This window comes from Enterobacter cloacae complex sp. SHL001, assembly GCF_049236825.1.
GTDB classification, from domain to species: domain Bacteria; phylum Pseudomonadota; class Gammaproteobacteria; order Enterobacterales; family Enterobacteriaceae; genus Enterobacter; species Enterobacter hormaechei_C.
This window is the reverse complement of the sequence record NZ_JBMKIP010000003.1, coordinates 287658-303161: the sequence shown is the minus strand read 5'-3', so window position 1 is coordinate 303161 and position 15504 is coordinate 287658. Positions and strand designations below refer to the sequence as shown.

General features: G+C 56.1%; 13 protein-coding genes. 9 read left to right on the top strand and 4 right to left on the bottom strand.

The window, feature by feature from the left end; genetic code table 11:
• The first annotated feature begins 2 nt into the window (after positions 1-2).
• The 3 genes from ACOTYH_RS10795 to ACOTYH_RS10785 all read left to right on the top strand — a co-directional run bounded on the left by ACOTYH_RS10795 (position 3) and on the right by ACOTYH_RS10785 (position 2755).
• A complete protein-coding gene (locus ACOTYH_RS10795) occupies positions 3-1430 on the top strand; it encodes a glycoside hydrolase family 1 protein (RefSeq protein ID WP_154123104.1) in 1428 nt (475 codons plus the stop codon).
• 78 nt (positions 1431-1508) lie between these two features.
• Positions 1509-2282: a GntR family transcriptional regulator gene (locus ACOTYH_RS10790; protein WP_003862809.1), complete on the top strand. Its 774-nt coding sequence runs from the start codon at positions 1509-1511 to the stop codon at positions 2280-2282.
• Positions 2279-2755, top strand: a complete 477-nt coding sequence (locus ACOTYH_RS10785) for a GNAT family N-acetyltransferase (RefSeq protein ID WP_033487606.1) — start codon at positions 2279-2281, stop codon at positions 2753-2755. The genes ACOTYH_RS10790 and ACOTYH_RS10785 overlap by 4 nt, the downstream gene beginning before the upstream one ends.
• Here ACOTYH_RS10785 and galR read toward each other — a convergent pair.
• A complete protein-coding gene (galR, locus tag ACOTYH_RS10780) occupies positions 2710-3732 on the bottom strand; it encodes an HTH-type transcriptional regulator GalR (protein ID WP_003862806.1) in 1023 nt (340 codons plus the stop codon). The two genes, ACOTYH_RS10785 and galR, sit on opposite strands and share 46 nt — an antisense overlap.
• Before the next feature lie 617 nt (positions 3733-4349).
• Between galR and aas the strand changes: the two genes are divergently transcribed.
• Together aas and lplT are read left to right on the top strand one after the other, a co-directional pair.
• On the top strand, positions 4350-6509 hold the full coding sequence (gene aas / locus ACOTYH_RS10775; protein ID WP_033487605.1) for a bifunctional acyl-ACP--phospholipid O-acyltransferase/long-chain-fatty-acid--ACP ligase: 2160 nt from the start codon (positions 4350-4352) through the stop codon (positions 6507-6509).
• A complete protein-coding gene (gene lplT / locus ACOTYH_RS10770; RefSeq protein WP_003862801.1) occupies positions 6502-7695 on the top strand; it encodes a lysophospholipid transporter LplT in 1194 nt (397 codons plus the stop codon). The genes aas and lplT overlap by 8 nt, the downstream gene beginning before the upstream one ends.
• 93 nt (positions 7696-7788) lie before the next feature.
• On the opposite strand, the gene ACOTYH_RS10765 is transcribed toward lplT, so the two are convergent.
• The 3 genes from ACOTYH_RS10765 to mutH all read right to left on the bottom strand — a co-directional run bounded on the left by ACOTYH_RS10765 (position 7789) and on the right by mutH (position 10001).
• A complete protein-coding gene (locus tag ACOTYH_RS10765) occupies positions 7789-8829 on the bottom strand; it encodes an NADP(H)-dependent aldo-keto reductase (protein ID WP_194301746.1) in 1041 nt (346 codons plus the stop codon).
• A 132-nt stretch (positions 8830-8961) separates the two neighbouring features.
• A complete protein-coding gene (locus tag ACOTYH_RS10760) occupies positions 8962-9180 on the bottom strand; it encodes a YgdI/YgdR family lipoprotein (protein ID WP_003862794.1) in 219 nt (72 codons plus the stop codon).
• A 128-nt stretch (positions 9181-9308) separates the two neighbouring features.
• Positions 9309-10001 carry a DNA mismatch repair endonuclease MutH gene (mutH, locus tag ACOTYH_RS10755; protein WP_033487604.1) on the bottom strand — a complete coding sequence of 231 codons (693 nt, stop codon included), beginning with the start codon at positions 9999-10001 and terminating at the stop codon, positions 9309-9311.
• Positions 10002-10684: 683 nt separating this feature from the next.
• On the opposite strand from mutH, the gene rppH reads away from it, so the two are divergent.
• From rppH to thyA, 4 genes are all read left to right on the top strand, one after another.
• A complete protein-coding gene (gene rppH / locus ACOTYH_RS10750; protein WP_003862791.1) occupies positions 10685-11215 on the top strand; it encodes an RNA pyrophosphohydrolase in 531 nt (176 codons plus the stop codon).
• A gap of 12 nt (positions 11216-11227) precedes the next feature.
• Positions 11228-13474, top strand: coding sequence for a phosphoenolpyruvate--protein phosphotransferase (ptsP, locus tag ACOTYH_RS10745; RefSeq protein WP_015571752.1), 2247 nt, complete (start codon positions 11228-11230; stop codon positions 13472-13474).
• 228 nt (positions 13475-13702) lie between these two features.
• Positions 13703-14578 (top strand): prolipoprotein diacylglyceryl transferase, encoded by an 876-nt coding sequence (gene lgt, locus ACOTYH_RS10740; protein WP_003862787.1) that lies wholly within the window; start codon positions 13703-13705, stop codon positions 14576-14578.
• Positions 14579-14584: 6 nt separating this feature from the next.
• Complete coding sequence (thyA, locus tag ACOTYH_RS10735) at positions 14585-15379, top strand: thymidylate synthase (protein ID WP_015571751.1); 795 nt, start codon at positions 14585-14587, stop codon at positions 15377-15379.
• Positions 15380-15504: the final 125 nt, after the last annotated feature.

The following is a 15504-nucleotide window of genomic DNA, read 5'->3' as shown; positions in this document are numbered from 1 at the left end:
GGATGAGCATAAAACAGATAACCATACCGCCAGATTTTATGCTGGGCGCGGCGGCATCGGCCTGGCAGACCGAGGGCTGGAGCGGCAAAAAGCCGGGGCAGGATTCGTGGATCGATCTCTGGTACAAGAACGATCGTCACGTCTGGCACAACGGCTACGGCCCGGCGGTGGCAACCGACTTTATCAATCGCTTTCGCGAAGACGTGGCGCTGATGAAGCAGGCGGGACTGACGCACTATCGCACCTCGATCAACTGGTCGCGCTTTTTGACCGACTATGAAAACGCCACCGTAGATGAAGAGTACGCCGCCTATTACGACGCGCTGTTCGATGAAATGCACCGTCAGGGCATTGAGCCGATGATCTGCCTGGAACACTACGAATTGCCGGGCGTGCTGCTGGAGACCTACGGCGGCTGGGCGTCGAAGCACGTCGTCGAGCTGTTCGTTCGCTATGCGGAAAAGGTGTTTGAGCGCTTTCACGGCAAAGTCACCCGCTGGTTTACCTTCAACGAGCCGATTGTGGTCCAGACGCGCGTCTACCTTGACGCACTGCGCTGGCCCTATGAGCAGAACACCAGCACCTGGATGCAGTGGAACCACCATAAGGTGCTGGCGACGGCGAAAGTGGTGAAGCTGTTTCGCGAGAAAGGGTATGACGGCACGGTGGGTTGTATTCTCAACCCGGAGGTGACCTACCCGCGCTCGCGCGCGTCGCATGACGTGCGGGCGGCAGAGATGTACGATCTGTTCTATAACCGCGTCTTTCTTGACCCGCTGGTGCACGGGCGCTATCCGCAGGCGCTTTTTACCCTGCTGGCGCAGCATCAGGTGCAGTGGGAATACACGGCTGACGAGCTGGCGCTGATTGCCGACAACACCGTCGACGAGCTGGGCATTAACCTCTATTACCCGCATCGCGTCAAAGCCCCGTCCCGCGCCTGGCACCCGGAGACGCCGTTCCACCCGGCGTACTACTACGAGCCGTTCGAGCTGCCGGGGCGGAGGATGAACACCTCCCGCGGCTGGGAGATCTTCCCGCGCATTATTTACGACATGGCGATGCGGATTAAAAACGACTATCGCAACATTGACTGGTTTGTAGCGGAAAGCGGGATGGGCGTGGAGAACGAAGCGCAGTTTCGCAATCGCGACGGCATTATCGATGACGCGTACCGCATTGCGTTTCTCAGCGAACATCTTTATTACACGCTGCTGGCGCGGGAGGCGGGGGCTAACTGCCACGGCTATATGCTGTGGGCCTTCACCGACAACGTCTCCCCGATGAACGCGTTTAAAAACCGCTACGGGCTTATTGAGATCGACCTTGAAAACCATCGCGCACGGCGGGCAAAGAAATCGGCATCCTGGTTTCGCCAGCTGCGCGATGAGCGTGTGCTGACGCTCAGGGTTGACGATGAATGGAAGTAAGCCTTCTGGTAAAATAGCGCACAAACTGGCCGGGAGGACGTCCGGCCCGCGCATTAACTGATAAACACAGGTGAAAACGTGGATAAGGCTGTCATCCTGCCGGAAAAAAAACAGTACCAGGAGATTGGCGAGGATTTACGGGCGCAGATTATCCAGGGGCATTATCCCGTGGGATCGCGTCTGCCGCCGGAGCGCAACATTGCCGAGACGTATGGCGTGAGCCGCACTATCGTGCGCGAGGCGCTGCTGATGCTTGAGCTACAGGGGACGGTGGATATTCGCCAGGGGTCTGGCGTGTACGTGATGCGCATTCCGGAGGAGCATGAAAATGAGGAAGAGCGTTTTCTGAACAGTGACGTGGGTCCGTTTGAAATTCTCCAGGCGCGTCAGCTGCTTGAAAGCAACATTGCCGCCTTTGCCGCAAAAATGGCGACGCGGGCGGATATCGACAACCTGCGCCGCATCATCGAGCAGGAGCAACGGGCTATTGCCGCCGACGATCGCAGCCAGGACAACAACAAAATGTTCCACCTGGTGCTGGCGGGAGCCACACAAAACCAGATGCTGCTGGCGACCGTTGAAAGCGTCTGGCATCACATGGACAGCAGCCCGCTGTGGCAGCAGTTTAATGGCCACATCGCCAGCCGCGCATGGCGGCTGAAATGGCTCGGCGACAGGCAAACCATTCTCGCTGCGCTCCGCCGCCGCGACGTGATGGGGGCGTGGCAGGCGATGTTCCAGCATCTTGAAAACGTCAAAAAGAGCCTGCTTGAGCTGTCAGACGAAGACGCGCCCGATTTTGACGGCTATCTCTTTGAATCGGTCCCCCTTTTCCAGGGGAAGCTGGTGTGAATATACTGCCGCTTCACGCTGCGCCGCAGTTTACACAGCGGGTGATCGACTGGATCTGGAACGCGTTTGGTGAAGGTATGCCGCGTGCCTTTTTCCAGAGCATTGTTGAGCACAGCCTGACGCCGGGCAAGTTACCGCTCACCTTTATTGCCGTTGAGGATGACCAGCTGCTGGGCACCGTTGGGTTGTGGCGTTGCGATTTAATTTCCCGACAGGATCTCCACCCCTGGCTGGCTGCGCTGTATGTCGATGAAGCCGCCCGGGGAAACGGGCTGGCGGGAAAACTTCAGCGGCATGTTATCGGCTACGCGCGACGCGCCGGATATCACGAGCTTCATCTCTGGTCTGCCTGCCGCGACTTCTACGAACGTTACGGCTGGCACTACATTGGCGATGCGCTGGAATACCCGGATAAAACCGTCCATCTCTATCGCTGTTCGCTCACGGCTTCCGCGGGCGATACCACCGAGTGACGGCGCACTAAGGTTGGGCTGAACAGGTGGGTAATTTCCGGTGGCGGGCGATGCTCGGCCAGCGCTAACGCCAGTTCTGCCGCCTGCGTTGCCATGGTCACAATCGGGTAGCGCACGGTGGTCAGGCGAGGGCGCACGTAGCGCGACACCAGCACATCATCAAAGCCAATCAGCGAAATTTCTGCCGGGACGTCAATCCCGTTATCATTCAGCACGCCCATTGCGCCGGCGGCCATGGAGTCGTTATAGCTGGCCACGGCGGTGAAATTCCGCCCGCGGCCCAGCAGCTCCGTCATCGCCTGCTCGCCGCCACTCTCATCCGGTTCTCCGTACGCCACAAGACGATCGTTGCACGGCAGACCGGCTTCGCGCAGCGCGTCGTAATAGCCCTGAAGGCGATCTTCCGCATCGGAAATTGGGTGGTTGGAGCACAGATAACCAATTCGGGTATGGCCCTGCTGGATCAGATGACGGGTTGCGAGCCATGCGCCGTAACGGTCGTCGAGCGCCACGCAGCGGGTTTCAAAACCGGGAATAATACGGTTGATAATCACCATCCCCGGCATCTGTTTCATCAGATGGATCAGCTCGGCGTCGGGGATCATTTTTGCATGGACCACCAGCGCCGCACAGCGATGACGGATCAGCTGCTCAATGGCCTGGCGCTCTTTCTGTTCATTGTGGTAGCCATTACCAATCAGCAGGAAATTACCGGTGTGATAAGAGACTTGTTCTACGGCTTTGACCATTGCACCGAAAAACGGATCGGATACATCCCCGACCACCAGCCCGATGGTTTCTGTCGACTGCTGGGCAAGGGCGCGCGCGTTGGCGTTAGGGTGATAATTCAGGTTTTCCATGGCGTCCTGCACGGCCTGGCGCGATGCATCACTCGCTTTAGGGGAGTTGTTGATCACGCGGGAGACGGTCGCGACGGAAACACCGGCCAGACGAGCCACATCCTTAATTGTCGCCATTCAATACCTTCTTATAGGGGTAAGCGTTTACACACTAACTAGTGTTGCGGAAAAGCAGCGCGCATTCAAGGGGAGCGAGTGGGCGTCCTCTGCAAACGTGAAGCAGAACATCCCTCACGGTGTAATCGTTACACGGCCAGTCATGTCTGAATAATGTCAATCTGAACCTTTAGTTACACTTTGCCTCAGGCTGTTGCGATTGTCCGTTAGCAACGATGCGTAGTGAATTGCTAGAGTCGAGATCCCAGAGGTATTGATAGGTGGAATCAACTTCGGTTGATTAACACGATTTACACCAACCTGCGTTTTATGCAGGTTTTTTTTTGCCTGTAAGTTCAACCTGTAACAGCAAAAGAGAATATTCACACCTGGTTGCACTTCGGCTCATTCCCTTGCGTTTTCCCGCTGGCGAAGCCTGTCGCCGGAGGCCACAATCAAGATCCCAGAGGTATTGATTGGTGAGAATTCCTGGTACGTTTTCGTACTCTTCTCTTGCACCAACCTGCGCGGATGCGCAGGTTTTTTTTCGCCTCTGTTTTTGCTATCGCTCCCTCACTACTTCTCGTGTAATCTGCCACCATTTATACCTTTCACACTGGCTGGCAAAGGGAGTTGAAATGCTTTTTGGGTTCTTCCGCACACTGTTTCGTGTCCTGTTTCGCATCCGCGTGACTGGCGATACGCAGGCACTCTATGGCGAGCGTGTGCTTATCACACCGAATCACGTCTCTTTTCTTGATGGCGTATTGCTGGCGCTGTTTTTGCCCGTGCGCCCCGTCTTCGCGGTTTACAGCTCCATCAGTGAAAAATGGTACATGCGCTGGCTCAAACCGCTGATTGATTTTGTCCCGCTCGACCCAACCAAACCGATGATGATTAAACATCTGGTGCGTCTGGTTGGGCAGGGGCGCCCGGTGGTTATCTTCCCGGAAGGGCGTATTTCAGTGACGGGCTCCCTGATGAAAATTTACGACGGGGCCGGTTTTGTCGCGGCGAAGTCTCAGGCCACCGTCGTGCCGCTACGCATCGACGGGGCTGAGCTGACCTTTTTCAGCCGTCTGAAAGGGCTGGTGAAGCAGCGTCTGTTCCCGAAAATTACCCTGCATATATTACCGCCGACGTCACTGCCGATGCCCGAGGCGCCGCGCGCGCGCGACCGCCGTAAAATCGCCGGGGAAATGCTGCACCAGATTATGATGGAAGCGCGCATGGCCGTTCGCCCGCGCGAAACGCTGTATGAATCGTTGCTGTCGGCGCAGTATCGCTACGGTGCGAAGAAAAACTGCATCGAAGACATCAGTTTTACGCCGGATACCTACCGTAAGCTGTTGACCAAAACGCTGTTTGTCGGGCGTATTCTGGAAAAGTACAGCAAACAGGGCGAAAAGATCGGCCTGATGCTGCCAAACGCGGGTATCAGCGCGGCGGTAATCTTTGGTGCCGTCTCCCGGGGCCGCATTCCGGCGATGATGAACTACACGGCGGGCGTGAAAGGGCTCTCCAGCGCGATTACCGCCGCACAAATCAACACCATCTTTACCTCCCGCCAGTTCCTGGATAAAGGCAAGCTGTGGCACCTGCCGGAACAGCTGACGCAGGTGCGCTGGGTGTTCCTGGAAGATCTGAAAGCAGACGTCACGACCGCTGACAAGCTGTGGATTTTCGCGCACCTGCTGATGCCGCGTCTGGCGCAGGTTAAGCAGCAGCCGGAAGATGATGCCATTATCCTCTTTACCTCTGGCTCTGAAGGTAACCCGAAAGGTGTGGTTCACAGCCACAAAAGCATTCTGGCGAACGTCGAACAGATTAAAACTATTGCTGACTTTACCGCCAACGATCGCTTTATGTCGGCGCTGCCGCTGTTCCACTCATTTGGTCTGACCGTGGGTCTCTTTACGCCGCTGCTGACCGGTGCCGAGGTGTTCCTCTACCCAAGCCCGCTGCACTACCGCATTGTGCCGGAACTGGTTTATGACCGTAACTGCACGGTGCTGTTCGGGACGTCCACCTTCCTCGGTAACTACGCGCGCTTCGCCAACCCGTATGATTTCTTCCGCGTACGCTACGTGGTGGCGGGCGCGGAAAAACTCCAGGACAGCACGCGCCAGATCTGGCAGGACAAGTTTGGCCTGCGCATTCTGGAAGGCTATGGCGTGACGGAGTGCGCGCCGGTGGTCTCCATCAACGTTCCGATGGCGGCAAAACCGGGAACGGTTGGCCGCATTCTGCCGGGGCTGGACGCACGTCTGCTGGCGGTGCCGGGTATTGAAGACGGCGGACGTCTTCAGCTGAAAGGGCCGAACGTCATGAACGGCTATCTGCGTGTGGAAAACCCGGGCGTGCTTGAGGCGCCGACGGCCGAGAACGTCAATGGCGAGGTTGAAACGGGCTGGTACGACACGGGCGATATCGTGCGCTTCGACGATCAGGGCTTCGTGCAGATCCAGGGACGTGCAAAACGCTTCGCCAAAATCGCCGGGGAAATGGTCTCTCTTGAAATGGTCGAAACGCTGGCGACCGCAGTCTCGGCGGAGAAAATGCATGCGACCGTGGTGAAAAGTGATGCCAGTAAAGGCGAGGCGCTGGTGCTCTTCACGACAGACGGTGAACTGAAGCGTGATGCGCTGCTCAGGTATGCACGCGAACACGGTATCCCCGAGCTAGCGGTCCCCCGCGATATTCGTTACCTCAAACAGTTACCGGTGCTGGGCAGCGGTAAACCCGATTTCGTGACCCTGAAGGGCATGGTTGAAGAGGCAGAACAGCAAAATGCGTGAGTCAGTGCACACTAACACTTCAATCTGGTCGAAAGGCATGATGGCGGTTATCGCCGCCCAGTTTCTTTCCGCGTTCGGCGATAACGCGTTGCTGTTTGCCACGCTGGCATTGCTGAAAGCTGAGTTTTACCCCGACTGGAGCCAGCCGATCCTACAGATGGTGTTTGTGGGTGCTTACATCGTATTTGCGCCGTTTGTCGGCCAGGTGGCGGACAGCTTCCCGAAAGGTCGGGTCATGATGTTTGCCAACAGCCTTAAGCTTCTGGGCGCGGCAAGTATCTGCTTTGGTATCAACCCGTTTGTCGGCTACACGCTGGTGGGCATTGGTGCGGCAGCCTACTCCCCGGCGAAGTACGGTATTCTGGGTGAGCTCACCACCGGTGATAAGCTGGTGAAGGCCAACGGCCTGATGGAGTCCTCCACCATTGCGGCTATTCTGCTGGGTTCGGTGGCGGGTGGCGTACTGGCAGACTGGCATGTGCTCGCCGCGCTTGGCATCTGCGCCCTGATGTACGGTGGCGCGGTGATCGCCAACCTGTTTATCCCCAAACTGGCCGTGGCGCGTCCGGGGCAATCCTGGCGCTTCGGGCCAATGACCGGCAGCTTCTTCAACGCCTGCCGCGTACTGTGGCGTAACGGTGAAACACGCTTCTCGCTGATGGGCACCAGCATGTTCTGGGGGGCCGGCGTTACGCTGCGTTTCCTGCTGGTGCTGTGGGTGCCGGTGGCGCTGGGCATTACTGACAACGCCACGCCGACTTATCTGAATGCCATGGTCGCCGTCGGGATTGTTGTCGGGGCCGGGGCTGCGGCAAAACTGGTGACGCTGGAAACCGTCGCGCGCTGCATGCCTGCGGGGATCCTGATTGGCGTCGGCGTTCTGTTCTTCTCCCTGCAACATGCCCTATTGCCTGCCTATGCCCTGCTGTTGCTGATCGGCATGTTAGGCGGTTTCTTTGTGGTGCCGCTAAACGCGCTGTTGCAGGAGCGCGGCAAGCAGACCGTTGGAGCGGGTAACGCCATTGCGGTGCAAAACCTTGGTGAAAACATGGCGATGTTACTGATGCTGGGGATTTACTCGCTGGCGGTAAAAGCAGGTGCGCCGGTCGTGGCAATCGGGGTAGGATTCGGCGCGCTGTTCGCGCTGGCGATTAGCGGTCTGTGGGTCTGGCAGCGTCGTCGTTGAATTGTGCGGCCTGATGCCCTCACCCCGGCCCTCTCCCACGGGGAGAGGGTGAAAACCCTAAAAACGGCAACGCACGTTGCCGTTTTGCTTTTATTACGGTGCCGGGTAGGTATAAACCTGATGCACCGCTTCAATCTCCGCTAATACCTCTTCACTCAGGTTCAGATGGAAACTCTCAATATTGGTTTTCAACTGATCCATCGTCGTTGCGCCGAGCAGGGAACTCGCCACAAACGGCTGACGACGCACGAAGGCCAGCGCCATCTGCGCCGGATCGAGTCCGTGGCGTTTCGCGATATCCACGTAGGCCGCAACGGCTTTTTGCGTCTGCTCGCCGCTATAGCGGGTGAAGCGGCTGAAAAGCGTGTTACGCGCACCAGCCGGTTTCGCGCCGTTCAGGTATTTGCCCGTCAGGGTACCGAAGCCCAGGCAAGAGTAGGCGAGCAGTTCCACCTCTTCGTACTGCGTCACCTCCGCCAGACCCACTTCATAACTGCGGTTCAGCAGGCTGTACGGGTTCTGAATGGTCACGATGCGCGGCAGGTCGTGTTTATCGGCCAGATGCAGATAGCGCATCACGCCAAACGCCGTCTCGTTGGAAACGCCAATGTAGCGGATCTTACCCGCCCGCTGGCACTCCGTGAGCGCTTCCAGCGTTTCCAGCAGGGTAACTGCCGGAGCACTTTCGTTCCAGGTGTAGCCAAGCTTACCGAAGCAGTTCGTCGGACGCTGCGGCCAGTGCACCTGATAAAGATCGAGATAGTCGGTTTGCAGGCGCTTGAGGCTGGCATCCAGCGCGGCACGGATATTCTTGCGATCAAGGATCTGGTTAGGGCGGATCCCGGCATCGTTATTACGGGAAGGGCCGCTGACTTTGGAGGCGATGACCAGCTTTTCGCGATTGCCGCGTTTCGCCAGCCAGTTGCCGACATACGTTTCAGTAAGACCTTGTGTTTCCGGGCGGGGAGGAACGGGGTACATCTCCGCCACGTCAATCAGGTTAATGCCCTGGCTGACGGCGTAATCGAGTTGTGCATGGGCATCGGCTTCGCTGTTTTGTTCACCAAATGTCATGGTGCCCAACCCCAGTTGGCTGATCTCCAGAGCGCTGTGGGGGATACGGTGATAATGCATAGCCGGTTTCCTTTTTTAGACATACAGACTGCGTCAGGAACCTCCCGACAAAGGAATATAAACATGGCAGAGGGAAGGCAAAAGGGGAAGGAAAAAATCAAAAAGGCCAGCAAGCTACTGACCTTTATCTGTTTAACGCTCGATGATCTGGGAGACTTCGTCGCGATTAATCTGCATTTGATTGCCTTCGCGATCGCGGTAACTCACCAGACCGGTATCGTCGTCGACTTCGGGTTTGCCATCGGTCAGGATCATACGACCATCTTTCGTTGACATGACATAGTCGCTGCTGCAACCCGATACCGCAAACGCTAAACCGACTGCTGAGATAATTACTGCCCATTTTTTCATCGTTCTCATCCTCACCTGGCTCGTATCAAATCATAGTGTAGTAATAACCTGATATTACGACAGGTGAAAGGGGGGAAATCTTAAAAAGGAGGAGATTATGTTAGCCGGAGCGCAAAATTGGTAAAAAACTATGTTTTCAACAGGAAGTGGCGTGCCAGCAGCGCCCCGGTGAAATTCTTTTTAAGATAGAAACCGCGCGGCAGCGTCAGGATCGGTTCGCCCTGTGCGCCTACCGCTTCAGTGAGCGCTTTGCTGTTGGCGGCTTTGGGACGAAGTTGCAGCACTTCGCCATGCCGGGCGGTGATACGCTCAACCTGTCCCAGCACAATCATGTCCATCAGCTCTTCCCAGTCCTGGGAAAGCTGTCTCTCCTCTTCTTCATTCGGGCTCCAGAGCAGCGGGGCGCCAACGCGACGCTCAGCCAGCGGGATCTGCCTGTCGCCCTCAACGGGTACCCACAACACCCGCTTCAGCTTATGCCTGACGTGGCTGGTTTCCCAGGTCACTCCGCTGTTACCTGTGAGCGGCGCAACGCAGACAAAGGTGGTTTCCAGCGGCCGTCCCTGGCTATCGATGGGGATCGTCTTCAGTTCCACCCCCAGCGCCGCAAAATCTTGCTCGGGTTTACTGCCCGCGCTTGCGCCCAGCCAGCGTTCCAGCAACACGCCGATCCAGCCCTTATCACGCTTTAGATCGTTGGGTATCGTCAACCCCGCCATCACGGCCAGCTCGCCCAGTGAATAGCCTGCCAGACGTTGCGCCTGCTGGAGCAACTGGGCTTCACTGACGGGAGGAGAGAGCAGTGGGGCGAGAGATTGCATGCTAACGACCTTTTGATTAAAAAGTGAGCTGATATTTTATCCCTTGTGGACAGAGTTTACCTTTTTCTGTGCACCTATTCCATGTGGATGATTTATATCATCTTTTTTAGAATATAATCCGTCCCGCGGCGGCTAAAAAACAGGTTGTGCAATTCTGGTCACTGACAATAAACAGGATCTTACACCATGTTATCCACAGAAAAATGGGATAACTGGGAATAACTGCCACTACTGTTTCAATTTACAGCCTTGACGTGCGATGAAAATCGAATTTTCACACAAATTGTGCCTAACTTATTGGCACAAACTGTGGATAAAACCGACGCTGTTCGATCTTTCATCAGCAGGAGGATCTTTGATGTGATGATCGTCACGTTTATCGCACTGGATACCCTTAATTTCAATATAATCATATGAATTTAAATGATTTATTATAAGCGGGGTAAATTGGCGGCTCGTCGGGCTACAAGGTTGTTCATCGGTAATTCCGCACTTCTTCACAACTATATCCACAGAAAAGGTGAATAAAAATGGTCTCTGTCGGCCGCATCTGTTTATAACTCCGCACTAAATTGTGAGTTATTCAAATGTTATTAGGTTGCAGGCCTGTAAGAGAGTGGTTTACCGCCTCCCTGTAGTGTGAAACAATCATTCATATATCAGATTTAGTTTGGGGTAGTCCGGTGATTGATGACGATGGCTACCGCCCAAACGTAGGAATAGTAATTTGTAATCGTCAGGGCCAGGTGATGTGGGCCCGGCGATATGGTCAGCACTCCTGGCAGTTCCCGCAAGGCGGGATCAATCCCGGAGAGTCCCCAGAACAAGCGATGTACCGGGAGCTGTTTGAAGAGGTTGGTTTAAGCCGAAAAGATGTTCGCATCCTGGCTTCGACCCGCAACTGGTTGCGTTACAAGTTACCGAAACGTTTGGTGCGTTGGGACACAAAGCCGGTTTGTATCGGCCAGAAACAGAAGTGGTTTCTTTTGCAGTTGGTGGGCAACGATTCAGATATCAATATGCAAACCAGCAGCACGCCAGAGTTTGATGGCTGGCGCTGGGTAAGCTACTGGTATCCGGTTCGTCAGGTCGTGTCATTTAAGCGCGATGTATATCGTAGGGTGATGAAAGAGTTCGCAAGTGTCGTGATGCAGCTTCAGGAGACGCCTCCGAAGCCACAGAGCGCACCTGCCTGGCGACGTAAAAGAGGTTAAGCTACGCAAATCATGCTCACCCGCTTGCGAGAAATAGTTGAAAAGGTTGCCAGTGCGCCTCGCCTCAACGAGGCGCTGAATATTCTGGTGACGGACATCTGTCTTGCGATGGAAACCGAGGTCTGTTCGGTCTACCTGGCCGACCATGACCGACGTTGCTACTACCTGATGGCAACCCGCGGTTTAAAAAAACCACGGGGACGCACCGTCACGCTCGCGTTTGATGAAGGTATTGTTGGCCTGGTCGGGCGACTGGCGGAGCCAATCAACCTTGCCGATGCGCAAAAACATCCCAGCTTCAAATATATCCCTTCCGTCAAAGAGGAGCGGTTCCGCGCTTTCCTTGGCGTGCCGATTATTCAGCGCCGTCAACTGCTTGGCGTGCTTGTTGTCCAGCAACGAGAGTTGCGGCAGTACGACGAAAGCGAGGAGTCTTTCCTCGTCACGCTGGCAACGCAGATGGCTGCGATCCTCTCCCAGTCTCAGCTGGCAGCCCTTTTTGGGCAGTATCGTCATACCCGCATCCGCGCGCTTCCGGCCTCGCCGGGCGTCGCGATTGCCGAAGGCTGGATGGATGCCACGCTCCCCCTGATGGAGCAGGTCTATGAAGCCTCGACGCTGGATGAAGCGCTTGAGCGCGAACGGCTTACCGCTGCGCTGGAAGAGGCGGCGAATGAGTTTCGTCGCTACAGCAAACGCTTTGCCGCTGGCGCGCAAAAAGAGACGGCGGCCATTTTCGACCTCTACTCACACCTGCTTTCCGATGCGCGTTTGCGTCGTGAGTTATTTGCCGAGGTCGATAAAGGTTCGGTGGCAGAGTGGGCGGTTAAAAAGGTCATTGAAAAATTTGCCGAGCAGTTTGCGGTGCTGACTGACGGTTATCTGAAAGAGCGCGCCGGCGATTTACGCGCGCTTGGGCAACGTCTGCTGTTCCACCTTGATGATACTATTCAGGGGGCGAATGCCTGGCCGAGCCGGTTTGTACTGGTGGCCGATGAACTCTCGGCGACGACGCTGGCGGAATTACCGCAGGACAGGCTGGCGGGCGTAGTGGTGCGCGATGGCGCAGCTAACTCCCATGCCGCCATTATGGTGCGCGCGCTCGGTATTCCGACCGTGATGGGGGCGGATATTCAGCCCTCCGTACTGCACCGCCGTACGCTGGTGGTGGACGGATACCGCGGTGAGTTGCTGGTGGATCCTGAGCCGGTTCTCCTTCAGGAGTACCAGCGTCTTATCAGCGAAGAGAATGAATTAAGCAAGCTGGCGGAAGATGACGTCAACCTGCCCGCGCAGCTCAAGAGCGGTGAGCGTGTGAAGGTGATGCTCAATGCTGGCTTAAGCCCTGAGCATGAAGAGAAGCTCGGCAGCCGCATCGATGGCATCGGCCTCTACCGCACCGAAATACCGTTTATGCTGCAAAGCGGCTTCCCGTCAGAAGAGGAGCAGGTGGCGCAGTATCAGGGCATGTTGCAGATGTTTAACGATAAACCCGTCACGTTGCGCACCCTGGACGTCGGCGCGGATAAGCAACTGCCCTATATGCCCATCAGTGAAGAGAATCCCTGCCTCGGCTGGCGTGGGATCCGCATAACCCTCGATCAGCCGGAAATCTTCCTTATCCAGGTTCGTGCGATGCTGCGTGCCAACGCGGCCACGGGGAATCTCAGCATTTTGCTGCCGATGGTCACCAGTATTGACGAGATCGACGAAGCGCGGCGGTTGATAGAACGTGCAGGGCGCGAAGTGGAAGAGATGATCGGCTATGCGATCCCTAAACCCCGTATTGGCGTGATGCTTGAAGTGCCTTCGATGGTCTTTATGTTGCCGCAGCTGGCGACCCGCGTTGATTTTATCTCCGTTGGCACCAACGACTTAACGCAATACATTCTGGCGGTCGATCGCAACAATACGCGCGTTGCCAGCATCTACGACAGCCTGCATCCGGCGATGCTTCGTGCCCTGGCGATGATCGCCCGCGAAGCCGAGCAGCATAATATCGACCTGCGCCTGTGCGGTGAAATGGCCGGCGATCCGATGTGCGTGGCGATCCTGATTGGTCTCGGTTTCCGTCACCTGTCAATGAACGGACGTTCCGTTGCGCGTGTGAAATACCTGTTACGTCACATCGAACAAGATGAGGCGCGCGAACTGGCTGCGCGTAGCCTGGAAGCACAGCTGGCAGCCGAAGTGCGCCATCAGGTGGCTGCGTTTATGGAGCGACGCGGCATGGGCGGTTTGATCCGGGGCGGCCGCTGATCCCCACAAAATAATGACGGCTCTGACGACCCCCTCTCCCTTGAGGGAGAGGGATGGGGTGAGGGGGAACAGCGCGCATGAAACCCTATACACATCTTTTACATCTCAGGCGCATCCTCCACGCCTGCCTTATGCTATGATTCGCAACTTTGGAGCACCTGCCAACGGCGGGAATGCAATTCACCCGCTGTCCACTTTCAGCGGAATAACAACATCTTGTGGTGACAGATGAACAGTGGTTATCTGCATTTTCCGGAATTCGATCCGGTTATTTTCTCAATAGGACCTGTAGCGCTGCACTGGTACGGTCTGATGTACCTGGTGGGCTTCGTCTTTGCCATGTGGCTTGCTGGCCGTCGCGCCAGTCGTCCAGGCAGCGGCTGGACGAAGAACGAAGTGGAAAACCTGCTTTATGCCGGCTTCCTCGGCGTGTTCCTGGGCGGTCGCATCGGTTATGTCCTGTTCTATAATTTCCCGGTATTCCTGAACGACCCGCTCTATCTGTTCCGCGTCTGGGACGGTGGCATGTCTTTCCACGGCGGGCTGATTGGTGTGATCCTGGTCATGGTGATCTTCGCCAGACGCACCAAACGCAACTTCTTCCAGGTGGCTGATTTTATTGCGCCGTTAATCCCGTTTGGGCTGGGCGCAGGGCGTCTTGGCAACTTCATCAACGGTGAACTGTGGGGGCGTGTCGATCCGAGCGTGCCGTTTACCATGCTGTTCCCGGGTTCCCGCGCGGAGGACATCGCGCTGCTGCCTTCGCATCCTGAGTGGCAGTCCATTTTCGATACCTACGGCGTTCTGCCGCGCCATATGTCACAGCTCTATGAGCTGGCGCTGGAAGGCGTGGTGCTGTTCATCATCCTGAATCTGTATATCCGCAAACCGCGCCCAATGGGGGCTGTCTCCGGTCTGTTCCTGATTGGCTACGGCGCGTTTCGTATCATCGTCGAGTTCTTCCGCCAGCCGGATGCGCAGTTTACCGGGGAATGGGTACAGTACATCAGCATGGGGCAGATCCTCTCCATCCCGATGATTGTCGCGGGTGCCATTATGATGATTTGGGCGTATCGTCGTCGTCCACAGCAACAACTTTCCTGAGGAATCATGAAACAGTATCTTGAATTGATGAAAAAAGTGCTCGACGAGGGCACGCCGAAAAACGACCGTACCGGCACCGGTACGCTCTCCATTTTTGGCCACCAGATGCGCTTCAATCTGCAAGAAGGCTTTCCTCTGGTGACAACGAAGCGCTGCCATCTGCGCTCGATCATTCATGAACTGCTCTGGTTCCTGCAAGGCGATACCAACGTTGCTTATCTGCATGAAAACAATGTCTCCATCTGGGACGAGTGGGCAGATGAGAACGGCGACCTGGGGCCGGTCTACGGCAAGCAATGGCGCGCGTGGCCTACCCCGGACGGCCGCCATATTGACCAGATCACGACCGTCATGAACCAGCTGAAAAATGACCCGGACTCGCGCCGTATCATTGTCTCTGCCTGGAACGTGGGGGAACTGGATAAAATGGCGCTGGCGCCTTGCCACGCGTTTTTCCAGTTCTATGTGGCGGACGGCAAGCTCTCCTGCCAGCTCTATCAACGCTCCTGCGACGTGTTCCTCGGCTTGCCGTTTAACATCGCCAGCTACGCGCTGTTGGTGCACATGATGGCGCAGCAGTGCGATCTTGAAGTGGGCGATTTTGTCTGGACGGGCGGTGATACCCACCTCTACAGCAATCATATGGAACAGACACATCTCCAGCTGACGCGCGAACCGCGTGCATTGCCGAAGCTGGTGATCAAACGTAAACCGGAATCGATCTTCGATTACCGTTTTGATGATTTCGAGATTGAGGGTTACGACCCGCATCCCGGCATTAAAGCTCCTGTCGCCATCTGATACGGCAAATCCTGACACAACCGGTGCTCTTTAGCGCCGGTTTTTTTTCACGCCCGTTTTGTTTTTCGAGCCTGTTTCCAGAGACGATGCAACGCGTTGCAACGGGTGAAAATCTCCTGAAAGCG